This window comes from Rhizobium sp. AP16 (assembly GCF_000281735.1).
GTDB classification, from domain to species: Bacteria; Pseudomonadota; Alphaproteobacteria; order Rhizobiales; family Rhizobiaceae; genus Rhizobium; species Rhizobium rhizogenes.
The window spans coordinates 12439-28050 of the sequence record NZ_AJVM01000034.1; the positions used below are offsets into that span (position 1 = coordinate 12439).

At 62.8% G+C, this 15612-nt stretch carries 18 protein-coding genes; 7 read left to right on the forward strand and 11 right to left on the reverse strand.

Annotation, left to right across the window (positions count from 1 at the left end; translation table 11 throughout):
* Position 1: 1 nt before the first annotated feature.
* Together PMI03_RS13395 and PMI03_RS13400 are read right to left on the reverse strand one after the other, a co-directional pair.
* Positions 2-388 (reverse strand): GtrA family protein, encoded by a 387-nt coding sequence (locus PMI03_RS13395; RefSeq protein ID WP_007693974.1) that lies wholly within the window; start codon positions 386-388, stop codon positions 2-4.
* On the reverse strand, positions 385-1404 hold the full coding sequence (locus PMI03_RS13400; RefSeq protein ID WP_007693976.1) for a glycosyltransferase: 1020 nt from the start codon (positions 1402-1404) through the stop codon (positions 385-387). Before PMI03_RS13400 ends, PMI03_RS13395 begins: the two co-directional genes overlap by 4 nt.
* A 231-nt stretch (positions 1405-1635) precedes the next feature.
* On the opposite strand from PMI03_RS13400, the gene PMI03_RS13405 reads away from it, so the two are divergent.
* Complete coding sequence (locus PMI03_RS13405; RefSeq protein WP_007693978.1) at positions 1636-3462, forward strand: hypothetical protein; 1827 nt, start codon at positions 1636-1638, stop codon at positions 3460-3462.
* Positions 3463-3471: 9 nt separating this feature from the next.
* On the opposite strand, the gene PMI03_RS13410 is transcribed toward PMI03_RS13405, so the two are convergent.
* The gene (locus PMI03_RS13410) at positions 3472-3702 is read right to left on the reverse strand and encodes a hypothetical protein (RefSeq protein WP_007693980.1); all 231 of its coding nucleotides are present in this window, start codon (positions 3700-3702) and stop codon (positions 3472-3474) included.
* A gap of 187 nt (positions 3703-3889) precedes the next feature.
* Between PMI03_RS13410 and xseA the strand changes: the two genes are divergently transcribed.
* A complete protein-coding gene (xseA, locus tag PMI03_RS13415) occupies positions 3890-5506 on the forward strand; it encodes an exodeoxyribonuclease VII large subunit (RefSeq protein ID WP_007693982.1) in 1617 nt (538 codons plus the stop codon).
* The gene (locus tag PMI03_RS13420) at positions 5506-6096 is read left to right on the forward strand and encodes an NAD(P)H-dependent oxidoreductase (protein WP_007693984.1); all 591 of its coding nucleotides are present in this window, start codon (positions 5506-5508) and stop codon (positions 6094-6096) included. The genes xseA and PMI03_RS13420 overlap by 1 nt, the downstream gene beginning before the upstream one ends.
* Positions 6097-6108: 12 nt before the next feature.
* On the opposite strand, the gene PMI03_RS13425 is transcribed toward PMI03_RS13420, so the two are convergent.
* The 5 genes from PMI03_RS13425 to PMI03_RS13445 all read right to left on the reverse strand — a co-directional run bounded on the left by PMI03_RS13425 (position 6109) and on the right by PMI03_RS13445 (position 9012).
* Complete coding sequence (locus PMI03_RS13425; protein WP_007693986.1) at positions 6109-7359, reverse strand: aminopeptidase; 1251 nt, start codon at positions 7357-7359, stop codon at positions 6109-6111.
* Between the two features lie 94 nt (positions 7360-7453).
* On the reverse strand, positions 7454-7927 hold the full coding sequence (ybaK, locus tag PMI03_RS13430; protein ID WP_007693988.1) for a Cys-tRNA(Pro) deacylase: 474 nt from the start codon (positions 7925-7927) through the stop codon (positions 7454-7456).
* 30 nt (positions 7928-7957) lie between these two features.
* Positions 7958-8185 (reverse strand): ribbon-helix-helix protein, CopG family, encoded by a 228-nt coding sequence (locus tag PMI03_RS13435; RefSeq protein ID WP_007693990.1) that lies wholly within the window; start codon positions 8183-8185, stop codon positions 7958-7960.
* Position 8186: 1 nt separating this feature from the next.
* Positions 8187-8612, reverse strand: a complete 426-nt coding sequence (locus tag PMI03_RS13440; RefSeq protein WP_034520034.1) for a putative toxin-antitoxin system toxin component, PIN family — start codon at positions 8610-8612, stop codon at positions 8187-8189.
* Between the two features lie 46 nt (positions 8613-8658).
* Positions 8659-9012 carry an ArsC family reductase gene (locus tag PMI03_RS13445; protein ID WP_007693992.1) on the reverse strand — a complete coding sequence of 118 codons (354 nt, stop codon included), beginning with the start codon at positions 9010-9012 and terminating at the stop codon, positions 8659-8661.
* 156 nt (positions 9013-9168) lie between these two features.
* Between PMI03_RS13445 and PMI03_RS13450 the strand changes: the two genes are divergently transcribed.
* The gene (locus PMI03_RS13450; protein WP_007693995.1) at positions 9169-9690 is read left to right on the forward strand and encodes a MarR family winged helix-turn-helix transcriptional regulator; all 522 of its coding nucleotides are present in this window, start codon (positions 9169-9171) and stop codon (positions 9688-9690) included.
* A 142-nt stretch (positions 9691-9832) separates the two neighbouring features.
* Complete coding sequence (locus PMI03_RS31680) at positions 9833-9988, forward strand: hypothetical protein (protein WP_007693996.1); 156 nt, start codon at positions 9833-9835, stop codon at positions 9986-9988.
* 6 nt (positions 9989-9994) lie between these two features.
* Here the strand turns inward: PMI03_RS31680 and PMI03_RS13455 are convergent, their stop codons facing one another.
* The 3 genes from PMI03_RS13455 to PMI03_RS13465 all read right to left on the reverse strand — a co-directional run bounded on the left by PMI03_RS13455 (position 9995) and on the right by PMI03_RS13465 (position 13516).
* Positions 9995-11056, reverse strand: a complete 1062-nt coding sequence (locus PMI03_RS13455) for a succinylglutamate desuccinylase/aspartoacylase family protein (RefSeq protein WP_007693998.1) — start codon at positions 11054-11056, stop codon at positions 9995-9997.
* Between the two features lie 112 nt (positions 11057-11168).
* Positions 11169-12350 carry an MFS transporter gene (locus PMI03_RS13460; RefSeq protein WP_007693999.1) on the reverse strand — a complete coding sequence of 394 codons (1182 nt, stop codon included), beginning with the start codon at positions 12348-12350 and terminating at the stop codon, positions 11169-11171.
* Positions 12351-12541: 191 nt separating this feature from the next.
* Positions 12542-13516 (reverse strand): quinone oxidoreductase, encoded by a 975-nt coding sequence (locus PMI03_RS13465; RefSeq protein WP_007694001.1) that lies wholly within the window; start codon positions 13514-13516, stop codon positions 12542-12544.
* Positions 13517-13576: 60 nt separating this feature from the next.
* On the opposite strand from PMI03_RS13465, the gene PMI03_RS13470 reads away from it, so the two are divergent.
* Both PMI03_RS13470 and PMI03_RS13475 read left to right on the forward strand, forming a co-directional pair.
* Positions 13577-14488 carry a LysR family transcriptional regulator gene (locus PMI03_RS13470; RefSeq protein WP_309574369.1) on the forward strand — a complete coding sequence of 304 codons (912 nt, stop codon included), beginning with the start codon at positions 13577-13579 and terminating at the stop codon, positions 14486-14488.
* Positions 14489-14580: 92 nt separating this feature from the next.
* Positions 14581-15612: SulP family inorganic anion transporter (locus PMI03_RS13475; RefSeq protein WP_007694005.1), on the forward strand; the 1032-nt coding region annotated here is incomplete at its 3' end.

Genomic DNA, 15612 nt, shown 5'->3' on the forward strand with positions numbered 1-15612 from the left:
TTTAGGGATTTTGGCGGTGGCGGAAGACGAAGCGCGAATAGCCGAAGAAGCTGAACGCCGTCGCCGCAGCTGATGCCAGGATCAATGCGATGATCGGCCGCAAGCTCGGCTCGGCGACCAGCAGCGAGCTGAACAGGGCATAGTTCAGCACTGCCGAGGTCAGGCCGACCGAACCATAGCGGAAGCCTTCGGCCGCCAGCGAGCGGCCGGAACGGCCAAAGGTGAAATTACGGTTGAGGAACCATGTGGCGAGCAGCGCGCTTGGTATGGACACCGCCCGGCCGATAAAGGGGCCGAAGGGCGTGTACCAAAGCAGCAAATGCAGTACGCCCGCATCGACCACGAAGCCAACGCCGCCGGCGATCAGGAAGCGAAGAAGCCTCTTCATGCAGCCTTGGCCCTTTTTCTCCGGCTTGCCGGCTTCTCGTGTTCCGTCATGTAGCCCGTTTGCTCATCATCAATATCAATCCGGTGAGATGCGGGCTTGGCCAGGCTCATATAGTGAATGCGAAGCTGTTCGGCACGGGCACGGGCGACCGAGTCGAGGATCAGCCCGGCGGTGAACAGCATGAAGGAAATCATCATCAGCGCCATGGAGAGCACCCAGGTCGGCATGCGCAAGACCTGGCCGGTCTCGAAATATTCAACGAAGACCGGGATCATGAAGCCGATGCTCATCTCCATGGAAATGGCGCCCAGAATGCCGAAGAAAGCGAAGGGCCGCGTTTCCTTCATCAGCATCGCGAACATCCAGAGGATCTTCCAGCCGTCGCGGAAGGTCGACAGCTTGGAATGCGACCCCTCCGGCCGGCGGCCATAGTCGAGCTCCAGCTCGCTGACCGGCAGCTTCAGCCGGGAGGCATGCACCGACATTTCCGTCTCGATCTCGAAGCCGCCGGAGACGGCCGGGAAGCTCTTGACGAAGCGGCGGGAGAAAGCGCGGTAGCCGGAGAAGATGTCGGTGAAATCGGGGCCGAAGATGGTGCGGTAAAGCCAGTTGAAGATGCGGTTGCCGAAGGCATGTCCCTGGCGGCCGGCATCGTCGTGGACGCCGCGGCGCGTGCCCACCACCATATCGGAGCCTTCGGTCAGAAGCGTGCGGATCAGCTCCTCCGCATCGTCAGGCGCATAGGTGCCGTCGCCATCGGCCATGAGATAGATGTCGGCGTCGATATCGGCGAACATGCGGCGCACCACATGCCCTTTGCCCTGCCGGCGCTCGCGCACGACTGTTGCGCCCGCGAGCATGGCGTGCAGCGCCGTGGTGTCGGTGGAATTGTTGTCGTAGACGTAGATGCCGGCCTGTGGCAGTGCCTTGCGAAAGCCACGGACGACGTCGCCGATCGTGGCGGCTTCATTATAGCAGGGCAGGAGGACGGCGATGTTCAGCTTCTCGTTCCACATGGTCTCTGGCCAGTTCCTACGCGTGACTTTCACTTGCGACCTATTGGACGAGAACCTATCCCGTTGCGCGTTAATAAGACCCTAGGGCTGTGGGCGAAAAATGGCAGGTTGCGGCTTGCGAGGGAACATTATCGTGATATTTGCGGCCGCGTCGCCCCGCTTTACGCTTTCTTGATTGCCAGCGGTTAGCGTGGCGCCCCGGATGTCCTTCGAATACGGGGTTTTATCGAGATGGCGCAGACGCTGACAGTAACGCGCGGAGCGGCCGTTACGGCGCAAACGGAAGTACCGTCGCTCTGGTCGCGGCCGAGGCTCGTCGCGCTGATCTACACGCTCTTCACCATCGTCGTGCTGCTGATCTTCAATCGCCATGCCACCGACTATGTCGGCCCCGACAATGATGACGTCATGCGCCTGGTCGAAGTGCGCGATCTCCTTGGCGGCCAGGGCTGGTTCGACATGATGCAATATCGCCTCGGCCTTGATGGCGGGACGCTGATGCACTGGTCGCGCTTCATCGACCTGCCGATCGCCAGCTTGATTGCCTTCTTCCGGCTGTTTCTCGCGCCGGAAAGCGCGGAAGCGGCGGCGCTCACTGTCTGGCCGCTGATGCTGGTATTGCCGTTGATGGCCTTCATGGGGCTTGCCGGCCGCCGGATCGCCGGCGTCGAGGGCATGCATTTCTCGCTGATCCTGACGACGCTCTTCGTGGTGACGTCCCGCCGCTTCATGCCGGGCTCGATCGATCATGACAATGTGCAGCTCGGTCTCGTCGCGCTCTCCGTCGCCATGCTGGCGGACGAGAGCTACCGTCCGCGCAATTTCGCCATTGCTGCGATTGCCCTTGCCATCGCGCTCGGCATCGGCGCGGAGACGACGCCCTTCGTCGCCGTCGCCTGCATGGCCGTCGCCGGTCTCTGGGCCTGGGATGGCGAGGTCTTCGCGCCCGCCGCCCGCGCCTTCGCCCTGACGCTGACCATTGCCGTCAGCGCTGCCTTCTTCGCGCTGGTGCCGCCGCATCTCTATTCCGCAGTCACCTGCGACAACCTCTCGCTCGGCTTCTACAGCATCACCAGCGTCGGCGGCGCCGGCCTGCTGCTGTCGGCGCTGTTTGCCAGCCGCCTGCCGCGGCCGTGGCGCCTGGCGGTACTGGTGGCCAACGGCGCCGCCGTCTTCGCGACGACCCTGGTGATCGCGCCGCAATGCCTGCGTAATCCGCTCGCCGATCTCGACCCGATGCTGGTGCAGCTCTGGCTGAACAAGGTCACCGAGGCGCAGTCGATTTTCTCACTGACGCAACATCAGCCGGAAACGCTCGGCGCCTTCTACTTTACCGGCTTGCTGGCGATCCTGCTTTGTGTTTTCCGCATGCTACGCGGCGAGCGCGTCCGGCTGCATGCGGTTCTCCTGGCCCTGGTCGCCGTCAACTGGATCATCGCGCTGGTGCAGGTGCGCGGGGCGGAGTTTTCCAATCTGCTCGCCATTCCGCCGCTCGCCATCCTGCTGGCTGAGCTTCGCCGCGTTTCCGCCGCCGACACGAAGAATGTTCGCGCCGCCGTGATGTATGTTGTCGTCACGCTGCTTTCCGTACCGGCTGTCTGGGCCGTCGGCGGTGCGCTTGCCAAGAATGGGGTCACAAACAGTTTCGCTGCCAATGTGGACGAGACGGGAGACTGCGCCTCAAGGGAAGCCTTTGCGCCGATCGCCGGTCTCGCCCCCGGCGTCGTTTCCGCGCCGTCGAATATGGGCTCGCCCCTTCTGCGCTTCACGCCACATCGCACGCTCTCAGGTCCCTATCATCGTGATCCGGATGGGATGCTTACCGAACTGCATATCGGCCTTGCCGAGCCGAAGGAGGCGGAAGCCTTCCTGCGCGGCGCGCATGTGACGCTGCTTGCCTTCTGCCCCGGGGACCCGCAGGTGCAGGAAGTTTCGGAGCTGAAGCCGGAGGGACTCTATGCCCAGCTCGGCAAGGGTCATGTGCCCGCCTATCTGGAGCCGATCCCGGCAGCGGCGAAGTCGGATGTGCGGTTCTTCCGGTTCAAGCCGCAGGATTGAACGTGCAGTTCAGGCCCGTCGCTGGTGTTCCAGCACGTCGAGCGTGATGAGGTAACCGATAAAGCCGAGATTGTAGCCGCCGAGCGCGATGAACAATGTTGTCAGCGGCGGTGGAACCATCGAGACGGCGACGGCTGCCATGAAGGCGACACTCACCAGAGCCGCGCCCAGGATCGAGACGATCGCCGAGCGCTGTAGGCCGGCGGCAATTCCAATGATCGTGGCGGTTACGAATATCATCGCTCCACCTCCTCTTTACCAAGAACCAGTTTGCACAGAATTACACGGGGATGGCTAAGAAAGGCTTTGTGGATAGGGTTAACGTCTGATGAAGTCTCACTTCGCCACGGGTCCTATTGGACGTGCAAAGGACGCAGCGGCACTTTTTGAATCTCCGCATTTTCGGCAAGTTCGGATAAAAGACCGTATGAGCAGCTTCTTTGAGAATGATTCGCCGTCGAATCTTGCGGAATACTCCGTCTCGGAATTGTCCGGGTCGATCAAGCGCACCGTCGAGAGCGCCTTTGATCAGGTGCGCGTGCGCGGTGAAATCTCCGGCTATCGCGGGCCCCATTCTTCCGGCCACGCCTATTTTTCGCTGAAGGACGACCGCGCCCGCATCGACGCGGTGATCTGGAAAGGCACATTTTCGAAGCTGAAATTCCGCCCCGAGGAGGGAATGGAAGTCATCGCCACCGGCAAGGTGACGACCTTCCCCGGCTCCTCGAAATACCAGATCGTCATCGAAACGCTGGAACCGGCCGGTGCCGGCGCGCTGATGGCGCTGCTCGAAGAGCGCAAGCGCAAGCTCGGTGCCGAAGGCCTGTTCGATGCCGAGCGCAAGCGCCGGCTCCCGTTCATGCCCAAGGTGATCGGCGTCGTCACCTCGCCGACCGGCGCGGTCATCCGCGATATCCTGCACCGCATCTCCGATCGTTTCCCCGTGCATGTCCTGGTCTGGCCGGTGAAGGTGCAGGGGGAGGGTTCGGGCGACGAGGTCGCGAACGCCATTCGCGGCTTCAACGAAGTTGCGCCCGGCGGCCCGTTGCCGCGTCCGGATGTCCTGATTGTCGCCCGTGGCGGCGGTAGCCTTGAGGATCTCTGGAGCTTCAACGAAGAGGCGGTGGTGCGCGCTGCCGCTGCAAGTGAAATCCCGCTGATCTCCGCCGTCGGTCACGAGACCGACTGGACGCTGATCGACTATGCCGCCGATGTGCGCGCGCCGACGCCGACCGGAGCCGCTGAAATGGCCGTGCCGGTCAAGGCCGATCTGGAAGCGCAGCTCGCAAGCTTTGCCGCCCGCCTGCAGGGAGGCGTGAGCAGGCAGATGGACCAGCGCCGGCAGGCGGTGCGCGCGCTGCTGCGCGCGCTTCCCTCGCTCGACCAGCTTCTGGCCCTGCCGCGCCGCCGCTTCGATGAGGCGGCTTCCGGCCTCGGTCGCGGGCTCGAGCTGAATACGCTCAACAAGCGCCGCACCTTTGAGCGTGCCGCCTCGCATCTGCGGCCCGATGTCCTGTCGAACCGCATCGTGGAGCGGCGTCAGATGCTGAGCGAGCGGATGACCCGCGCCGAGCGCACCATCGAGCGGATGATCGACCGCGCCCGCGCCCGCATCGGCCGCGCCGACGCGGTTTTCGCGACGCTGCCCTCGCGGCTGGAGACGCAGACCGGACGTGCCCGCGATCTGCTCGGCAATCTTTCCCGCCGCACCGATACGGCGATCCGACATCAGCTGGTGCGAGCGCGTGGTGAACTGGCGGCGCAGGAGCGCGTGCTGCAATCGCTCTCCTACAAGAACGTGCTGAAGCGCGGCTATGCCGTGGTGCGTGACGAGGCCGACCGGCCGGTGTCGCTGGCCGCGGCGCTCGCCACTGGTGCGGCAATCTCAATCGAATTCGCCGACGGTCGTGTCGGCGCAGTCACCGGAGACAATTCCGTCGCCCCAGCACCCACGGAGCCGCCGACCGGCGTGCCGCCACAGAAGAAGCGCGTTGCGAAACCGGCCGGTTCCGCCGATCCGTCGAACCAGGGCAGCCTGTTCTAATGCGCATCCTGCTGGTTCTGGCCCATCCGCTGGAGGATAGTTTTGCCGCAGCGGTGGCGAAAACGGCAAAGGAGACGCTCGTAGCCGGCGGGCATCAGGTCGACCTGCTCGATCTCTATCGCGAGGGCTTCGATCCGCGCCTCTCCGAGGCCGAGCGGCGCGGTTATTTCGATCAGCCCTACGACACCGCCGGCGTCGCGGATATCGTTGCGAGGCTACAGGCGGCCGATGGGCTGATACTGGTCTTTCCGCAATGGTGGTTCAATTTTCCGGCCATCCTCAAGGGCTTCTTCGATCGCGCCTTCGCGCCCGGCATCGCTTTCAGCCACGATGCCGCCGGCGGCCGTATCGTGCCGAAACTCACCAATATCCGCTTGTTCTGGGCGCTGACGACGACCGGCTCGCCCTGGTGGATCGTCCATTTCTATATGGGCAACCCGGTGCGCCGCCTGCTGAAGCGCGGCATTGCCGCCTTCTGCGCCAAGCGGCTCGATTTCCGCATGCTGACCCTGCACGACATGGACCGCGTCAGTGAAGCTGGGCATCTGGCTCATCTCGCTCGGGTCAGGGCGGCTCTGGCCGCCCTCTAGTTCCGTCCTTGCTTACGCCCACTCACCCTTGCGCATGACCGGCACGCTGGAGCCATCCGGCTTGATGCCGTCGATGTCGACCTTGTCGGAGCCGATCATCCAGTCGATGTGGATCAGGCTGGAATTGCCGCCCTGCGCGGTGATCTGTTCCTGGCTGAGCGACGCTCCGTCGACGAAGCACTTGGAATAACACTGGCCGAGCGCGATATGGCAGGAGGCGTTTTCGTCGAACAGCGTGTTGTAGAATAGGATGCCGCTGGCCGAGATCGGCGAGGAATGCGGCACCAGCGCCACTTCGCCGAGCCGGCGTGCGCCCTCGTCGGTGTCGAGCACCTTGTTCAGCACTTCCTCGCCGCGCGTCGCCTTGGCCTCGACGATGCGGCCGCCTTCGAAACGCACCTGGATATTGTCGATCAGCGTGCCCTGATGCGACAGCGGCTTGGTCGAGGAGACATGGCCTTCGACGCGCAGCGCATGCGGCGTGGTGAAGACCTCTTCCGTCGGGATGTTGGGGTTGCAGGTGATGCCGTTCTTGGCCGTCGAAGCGCCGCCATGCCATTCATGACCATCGGCGAGGCCGACCTTCAGGTTGGTGCCCGGACCCTGGAAATGCAGCGTGGCGAAGCGCTGGCCGTTCATCCATTCCGACCGCTTGCGCAGATTGGCATTGTGCTCGGCCCAGGCGGCCACCGGGTCTTCGACATCGACGCGCGAAGCCGAGAAGATCGCCTTGGCAAGCTTGGCAACGGCAATCGCTTCCGGATCGTCCGGGAAGACCAGCTTGGCCCAGGAAGGGTTCGGGTAGGAGACGATGTTCCAGTTGATGTCGAAATTGGAGATCTTTTCCAGCGCCGGTTTGTAGGCGGCCGAATTGGCGCGGTTGGCGCGCGCCACCTTGGCCGGATCCTGGCCGGAGAGCAGCATCGGATTGTCGCCGGAAATGGCGAGCCGCGCAGTATTGTTGGCAAAGGCCTTGCCCATGCCTTCATAGAGCCAGCTCGCCGCGCGATCGAAGCTCTCGTCATGGCCGTATTCGTAACGGGCGAGCGTGGTTTCCTCGTCCGAGTAAAAAGTTGAGACGAGCCCCGCGCCGGCCTTGTAGGCCTCGCGCGTGATCAGCCGCGCCAACGGCATCGCCGCGACCGGCGCGGTGATGAGCAGATCCTGGCCCCCCTGCAATTGCAGCCCGACCTTCACGGCCACTTCGGCAAGCTTTTCCAGCTTGGCGGTATCGACGGGATGGTGGTTGGAGGCTGACGTCATGGCAAAACCTGCGTGCTGGGAATCGGAAAACGGTCCTCAGACTTAGACCGGTTTGCGGTGAAAATGAAGGCAGTTTGTCTGCCGCAGCGATTGATCAGGCAATCAACGGCGCGGCATTGGCCTTCAAAACCCAGAGCGCATCCTGCGGGCTGAGCCGCACCTGCAGTCCACGTTGGCCGCCATTGATGTAGACATAGGTTTCCGTCATCGCCTGCGCCTCGATCGCCGTCGGCACGATCTTTTTCTGTCCGAAAGGGCTGATGCCGCCGACATGATAGCCCGTCAGCCGCTCGGCATCGACGGGCTTCATCATGCCAGCCGATTTGCCACCGAAAGCGGCGGCAAGCTTCTTCATGCTGACTTCATGGTCGGAAGGCACGACCACGCAAACCGGCTTGCCATCCACCTCCGCCATCAGCGTTTTCAGCACCCGATGCGGTTCTTCGCCCAAAGCTTCCGCCGCCTGCATGCCGACGCGCTCGGCATTGGGATCGTAGTCATAGGCGTGAACCGTGAAGGCGACCTTGGCCTGGGTCAGCACTTGCGTGGCGCGGGTGGTCTTGGACATGCGGATACCAATGTGTTTAACAGTATGAGTTCATCCACGTTTGGAATGAATGCGATCGAGCTTTTCCAGAATTTCCAATCCGCGTGCCTTGTCACCGGTTGCCGCTCTGAGACGGAAGCGCGTTTCGGCGTCGAACTCAGTCAGTGCTTTCGTTGAAAGTTCTTCAAAGAGCTTGTTGAGGCTCGTGCCACGGGCAGCGGCGAGAGCCTTCAGTCGCTCGTGTTGATCGTTTGGAAGGCGGATTGTCAGTGTACTCATGTCAAAGCCTCCTTTGGGCAAGGAATTCACCCGCTGTACGAATCTCCAACTGCGGAAACAGCAATTCTGCTCGTGCGAAGTCTCTCTTATTTGCCGTTATCAGAGTCGAGGCACCGCCACCGACCGCTAGTTCGATCAAATGATTATCGGCTTCATCACGCAAGTTTGGTCGCCATAGATAATATATAGGCGTCCACAAACAACTTGAGAGGAAGGCATCTAGCAACGTCATACGATCTTGTTTCGATATTAGCCGGTCGTCAAAAAGGGTATCTCTTCCACATACATCTTCGTACTCAGCAAACAGAGCATTACCGATCAGTGGGAGCAAACTACCTTCGAGACAAAGACGAATGACATGGCGGCGCGCCCCGTCAGCATTCATCAATGCTGAGACAAAGATGTTCGTATCGACGACAACTTTCATGATGATTTGATAGCATATATGCTATCAGTTTGGAAGCCTCTCAGCCTTACTGGCTTTTCAAGGTACTCGCATAAATCTCCGGCTTGAACCCGATCAGCAATTGTCCATCCGCTTCCAGCACCGGGCGCTTGATCATCGAAGGCTGGGCCAGCATCAGGGCGATGGCCTTGTCTTTCGTGAGGTCGGCGCGGTCTGCCTCGGGCAACGCCCTGAAAGTGGTGCCGGCGCGGTTGAGGACGATTTCCCAGCCGGCTTCCGCTGTCCAGCGCTCCAAATGATCCCTGTCGATGCCGGCGGCTTTGTAATCATGGAAGTCATAGGCGATGCCGTGGCTCTCAAGCCAGGTCCGCGCCTTCTTCATCGTGTCGCAATTCTTGATGCCGTAAATGGTGATGGTCATATCGGTTCCGTCTCTTGCTGTATGTTATCGCTTAGCACGCGAGCGGAGATGGATGAAAGTCCGCAGGGCGGTGTAGCGGTTTGCCGTCCCCGTTGCGGTCCCAATCGAAACGCCTATAAATATGCATCATGCATATTTGTGGCTCGGAACTTAGGCATGACCGTTGATAGAGAGACATTGCGGCTGGAGAACATCTTTGGCGCCTTGAGCCTGGCTCTGGTCGACAAGATGGAAAAGGCCTTTGCCGACGAAACCGGCCTTGGTCCCAGCACCATTGCTGCCATCATCCAGATCGGCACTGAACCGGGGATGACGATCGAGACATTGCGCCGGATGATCGCGCTTTCTCATTCCGCCACCGTCCGCCTCGTTGACCAGCTTGTCACCGAAAACCTTGTGCTGCGCGCCGGCGGCGTCGAAGGAGACAGGCGCGCAAAGTCGCTGCAATTGACCGAGGCCGGCAGCGCGCTCTTCCACAAGAGCCTCGGCGCCCGCCGTGCCGTCATCCATCGCGCTTTCGCAACACTGGATGCGCAAGAGACGCGAGAGTTGGGCCGGCTGGCGGAAAAGCTTCTGCCGACTTTGGTCGATCTCGGCGCGGACCAGGATGTGGTCTGCCGCGTCTGTGACCAGGGGGTCTGCGATCAGCAGCGTTGTCCGATCACTTTCATGACCTGAGGCACAAAATTTATCGGCTTGACATTCGCTTCATATATATGCACACTGCATACATATATTTTCCATCCAGCGGACGTGATCTCCGTTCCGCAAAGGATGCTCGGGAAACATCGCCTGCATCAATCCGATCGGAGGCATGACCATGACAGGAAATCGCGTATTCCTTGGAAAGACGGCATCGCTCAACCAGCCGCGTCTTGCCGCAGTACTCAATCTGATCCGCAATGTCGGCGAGCTTCTCCGCCAGGCCACCGTCATCGCCTTCACCATGCGGTGCAAGGTCATCGGCGATCGCTGAGGCGCCTCAGTCTTCCAGCGTTCCCGGCTTGCGGGCGGCGGCACTCGGTCGGTCGCAGCCGATCTTCATCAGGTCGCCACGGCGGCGGACGAGGCGGTCGGAGACGCGGGTGACGATGAGGCCTGCCTGCGGAGCGTGAACATCGATCGTCCCGTTCTGCATGCCGGGCGCGGTGATGATCGTCGCCAGCAGATCGCCTTCCTCGACGCGCTCACCGATATTGCGATGGAAAAGCACGGTTCCGGCTTGTGGCGCGCGGATCATCTCGACATTATCGAGCGGCACGGCCGGGCCGGTGAAAGCGGAGAGGGTGACGCTGTCGTCCCTGACCGCGCCACGCGCGGCAAGGAAGCGCCAGAGCCCTTTAGCATCCTTCCGGGCCATCTCCGGATAGACATCGCGCGTGCCGCGCAGCTCGACGGTGACCGACAACTTGCCTGGCAGCTGTGCTTTCTTCTCGCCGGGCACCTCGTATTTCCAGGCAAAGCTCACCGCTTCCTCGAAGGCCGAGCTTTCGCCGTCCGACAGGAGCACGGCATCCATGTCCAGCGCTGCCGCCAGATCGGCGGCCTCCGGCCAGAAGGCGTCGTCGATATAGGCATATTGCAGGGATTCGTCGTCGCAATGCAGGTCGATCACCAGATCGGCGCCGAGCGCCATGTGGATCAGCTGCCGCTTCAGCCGATCGACGGCGGAATAGCGCTCCAGGTTTGCGATCAGCAGATGGCGATCGCGTAGCGAGATCAGCGGGAAATCGCGGTTGAAATTGGTGCGCGAGCCCAAGTCAAAGCGGCCCTGCATCTCGCCGAAGTGCGATTGCGCCGCACCGATCGGGTTGGCGTGCGGCACGACGGTGATATCGCTCAGAAGCGCGCCATCTGCTTCGGCCTGCCGCAGCCGCTCGCAAAGGAAATGGACAAGCGCCGTGCCCGGCAACTCGCCGGCATGCAGCGCAGCCTGGATGTAGATCTTCGGAGCATCCGGCTTGCTGCCTGTGAAATGCAGCACCGGCAGCCGCCATGCGATCCCCGTGGTATCGCCTTCGAGAACGATTTCGGTGATGTTCATGCGCCTGTCTCCCAGCTGTGATCGTCGCAGGTCCATACCAAGCCGTGGTCGTTTCGCGCAACGATTATCGGGCGGCGGGATCAAAGGCTTCGGCTTGGTGAAGCCTTTGGCTCTATGCGTTGCTGGTCTTGCGCAGCCAGAAGCAGATCGCAAGGCTGAGCAGGACGGCGCCGCCGCCGAGGAGGAAGGGCGCCGTATAGCCGAAGTGATCGGCGAGTATGCCGGCGATCGGGCCGGTGCCTCCGAGCGCCACATCGAGGAACATCGAATAGAGGCCGAGCGCCACGCCGCGATTCTGCGGCGGAATGCGCGCCATCGCCTCGTTGCCGAGCGCCGGGAACACCGGCGCGAAACCGGCGCCGGCAAGGGCTGCGCCAATGATCGCGACCGTGGGCGTCGAAGCAAGGGCAATCGTCAGCAGGCCGACGATCTCCAGCACCAGCGAGATACGCGCTAGCGGCAAGCCGCCGAAGCGGGCGACGGCTTGCGCCAATCCGAGGCGGATGCCCATGAAGGCGAGGCCAAAGGCGCTCAATGCCAGTGAAGCCCCGTCCCAACCGCGATTGTGGAAAAACAGGGCGACAAAGGCCATGACGACGCCAAAACCGCTGGAGGCCAGTGCCAGCGCCACGCCATAAGGCAGGATGCGGCCGAGCACCTGGCCGGTGCCGATGCCCTTTTCCTTGATGCCGGGCACCGGTGGCCGAGTCTGCGCCAGCATCAGGCCGGCAATCGCCAGGCCGATTGTCACAGCACCGATGGCAACGAAGCCATATTGCCCCTCCAGCCAGGCGCCGAAGGGGGCCGCAAGGGCGATGCCGCCATAGGTGGCGATGCCGTTCCACGAGATGATGCGGACGGTTTCGCGCGATCCCATCAGGCCGATTGCCCAGGTGATCGCTGCCGTGCTGACCAGGCTTTCGCCGATACCGAGCGCCAGACGTCCGGCAAGCAACAGCGACAGGCTCGCCGCCGGAATGTCCGTCACAAGCGCCGATGCCAGCGTCAGGGTGCCGCAAAGCCCATAGGCGAAAAAGCCGAGGAAGACCGAACGGCGCGGCCCGTACTGGTCGCACAACCGGCCGACTTGTGCGCGGCTGACAATGGTCGCCACATATTGCGTGCTGATGGCGATGCCGGCCCAGACGACACCGAAGCCGAGGCCGCTGTCGACATGAGTCGGCAGCACCGCAAGCGGCAGGCCGATGGCCAGATAGCCAAAGAAGGTCAGCGCGACGATGGAGATTAGGGTCAGCGCCGAGTTGGACTGGATGGTCTGAGAGGCAGTGTTCACGAGATATCGCCTGCGGGCACCGGTCAAGCGGTGTCCATGCTGTTTGCCACGACGGGTCGGGGGTTATACCGGATGGAAATGGCAGCGATGCCACGCCCAATTGGTATCAGGCAAAAGCGGGTCCGGTCAATGGAAGTGCTGCTATGCAGCAAAGACCATTGACGGGATCAAGCGATTGTGTTGCCCGCAGTTCACATCGTCAAAACCACGCTTGCCGTCGTCCGCCCGGCCTCCAGATCGGCATGGGCGATGGCCGCATCCTTGAGCGTGTATTCCGCGCCGATCGGATTGATCAGGCCGGCCTGCAGTTCCGTCATGAGGATCTCCGCGCCTTGCCGGTAAAGGTCGGGATCGTTGGCATAGACGAGCACGCTCGGGCGAGAAAGTGCGATGGCCCGAGGAGCGGTCAATTCCTCGATCTCGATCGGTGGGATGGGGCCGGCGGGCTGTCCGAGACTGGCGACCATGCCGAAGGGGCGCACGGCGGCGAGCGTCTGCGACAGCATCGCGCCGCCGATGCCGTCTATGGCGAAATGCACGCCCCGGCGGTCGGCGATGCGGCGGGTTTCCTCCACCCAATCCTCGGATGTGTGCAGGAGTACAGTGTCGGCGCCGGCCTCATAGGCAAACTCCGCCTTGGCTTCCGAGCCGACCGTGGCGATGACGTTTGCGCCGAGCCGCTTGGCCCAGCGGGTGACGATCTGCCCGACGCCGCCGGCGGCCGCATGCACCAGGATCCATTCGCCTGGCTGCACGGGATGGACCTTGTGGAGCAGCATCTGGGCGGTCAGCCCGCGCAGCATCGAGCTGCCGGCAAGCCGTTCGTTGACGCCATCGGGCAGCTTTATCAGCCGCGAGGCGGGCAGGGTGCGCATCTCGGCGTAGCTTCCGAGCGGATGACCGACATAGGCGACGCGATCGCCGACCTTCAGGCCTTCGACGTCGGGGCCGATAGCATCGACGATGCCGGCGCCCTCGAAGCCGAGAATGGTCTGGCCGGGTGGTCGTGGGTAAAGACCCGAGCGAATATAGATATCGACGAAATTGACGCCGGAGATGCTTTGGCGGATGCGGGCCTGACCGGGACCGGGCTCGGTGACGGGGAGATCGACGAGCTGCATTGTCTCGGGGCCGCCGGGGCTGTTCATGGCAATGGCGAGGGGCATAGAGGTAGTCTCCTTTCAGACGCAGTTTTGATCACAAAGCTGCGCCTGAATAAATTCGGTATGAGCTCACCATATCTGTGCAATAATGCACAGATGATCGATTGGCAGGACCTTCTTCATTTTGCCTCTCTGGCGCGGACCGGCTCGCTCTCGGCGGCGGCGCGCGAGCTTTGTGTCGACCATGCCACCGTCGGCCGGCGCATCGCCGCGTTGGAGCGCACGCTTGACCTTCGCCTGATCGACCGCCGGCCGCGCACCTCGCCGCTCACGGCCGATGGCAGGGCGATTGCCGAGCTGGTGACCGGCATGGAGGAGAATGTCGAGGCGATCAGGCGGTATTCAAAGAGCGCCGTCGCCGGCCTGTCCGCCGCCGTCAAGATCAGCGCGCCACCATCCATCGCCGCCCATCTGATTGCCCCAAAAGCAGTCGGCTTCCGTGCCGAGCATCCCGACATTACGCTGACCATCGCCGGCGTGACGCGGCGCGCGGCGCTCGATCACGGCGAAGCCGACATCGCCGTGCGTATGACGCGCCCCGAGGAGAGTGACCTCCTGGTGCGGCGCATCGGCGTGATGCGGTTCGGGCTTTACGCGATACCTGAGATTGCCGAGACACCGGAGGAGGACTGGGTCTTCATCGGATATGACGCGGCGCTGGAGCATCTGACGCAGCAGACCTGGCTGCGCAGCCTGCTGGCCGGCCGCCCCATCGTCTTCCGCGCCGGCGATATCTTCGGCCAGCTGGAGGCAGCGCGCGCGGGTCTCGGCGTCGTAGCTCTCCCCGCCTTCCTGGGTGACGGCGAGGCGGCCCTCACGCGGTTGTCGACGGCCATCCCTTCGCCAACGCGCGACCTCTGGCTCGTGACCTACCCCGATCTCCGTCGTTCGCCCGCGATCCGGGCAGTGATGGATTTCGTCAGCGAGACGATTGGTCGGAGCTGCCCGCTTCGGGATGCGGACGCGGCCAATTAGGGCGATGGTTCGCGCCCTTTTGTTTTCCTGTTGCAGCTCATTAGCGAATCTCTACACATAGTCGGATTGGCGGTTTCTATGGTCGGTGATCGATGACGAAGTTGAGTGGCTTGCCCGCAATCAACAAAGCCGATGTCATCGCGGGCATATCGGTCGCCGGTCTCATGCTGCCGGAGGCCGTTGCCTATGCCGGTATTGCCGGCCTGCCGCCGCATCGGGCCATTCTCGCCGGTATCGCCGGCTGTCTCGTCTACGCGATCTTCGGGCGCAGCCGCTTCGCGATCGTCTCGCCGACATCGTCCTCCGCGGCCATTCTGGCCGCCACGCTGGCGATCGTGCCGGGAGACGCCACGGTCAAGGCCGGCCTTGCGACCGTCGCCGTCGCCCTTGCCGGCATTCTCTTCGTCATCGCCGCCGCGCTGCGTCTCGGCGGCATCACCGGCTTCATCTCGCGCCCGGTGCTGCGCGGCTTTGCGCTGGGATTGGCGATCACCATCATCCTGCATCAGCTGCCGATTCTGGTCGGCGCCTCCGTGCAGGGCTCCAATATCTTCAGCTATGCCGCCGCGCTGTTTGCGGCGATCCCGCAATGGAATCCGGTGAGCGTCGCGGTCGGTGTCGTGGCGCTCGCCGCTCTGCTGCTGGTCAAGCGCCTGCCAGGTATTCCCGGCGCCTTTCTGGTGCTGGCGGCCGGCATTCTCAGCTCCTTCGTCCTCGACCTGGCCGGCCACGGCGTCAAGCTTGTCGGGACGATCGAGGTCCTGCCGCAATGGCCCTCACTGCCCGATGCCGGCTGGGTGGCTTATTCGCGGCTGGCGCAGTTCACCGTGCCGCTGGTGCTTATCCTCTTTGCCGAATCCTGGGGAACGATGCGGGCCTTGGCGCTGCGCTATGGCGATACGCTGGCGGTCAATCGCGAGCTGGGGGCACTCGGCTTTGCCAATATCGCCAGCGCCGTCGTTCAGGGCATGCCGGTCGGCGCTGGTTTTTCCGCCGGTTTCGCCAGCGAGGCGGCGGGCGCGAAGACGCGCGCCACGGCGGTCTTTGCCGCGATCGGCCTTGCCATCCTGATTGCCTGCGCCGGGCCGCTGGTGGCGCGGCTGCCCGAGCCGGTGCTCGCCGCC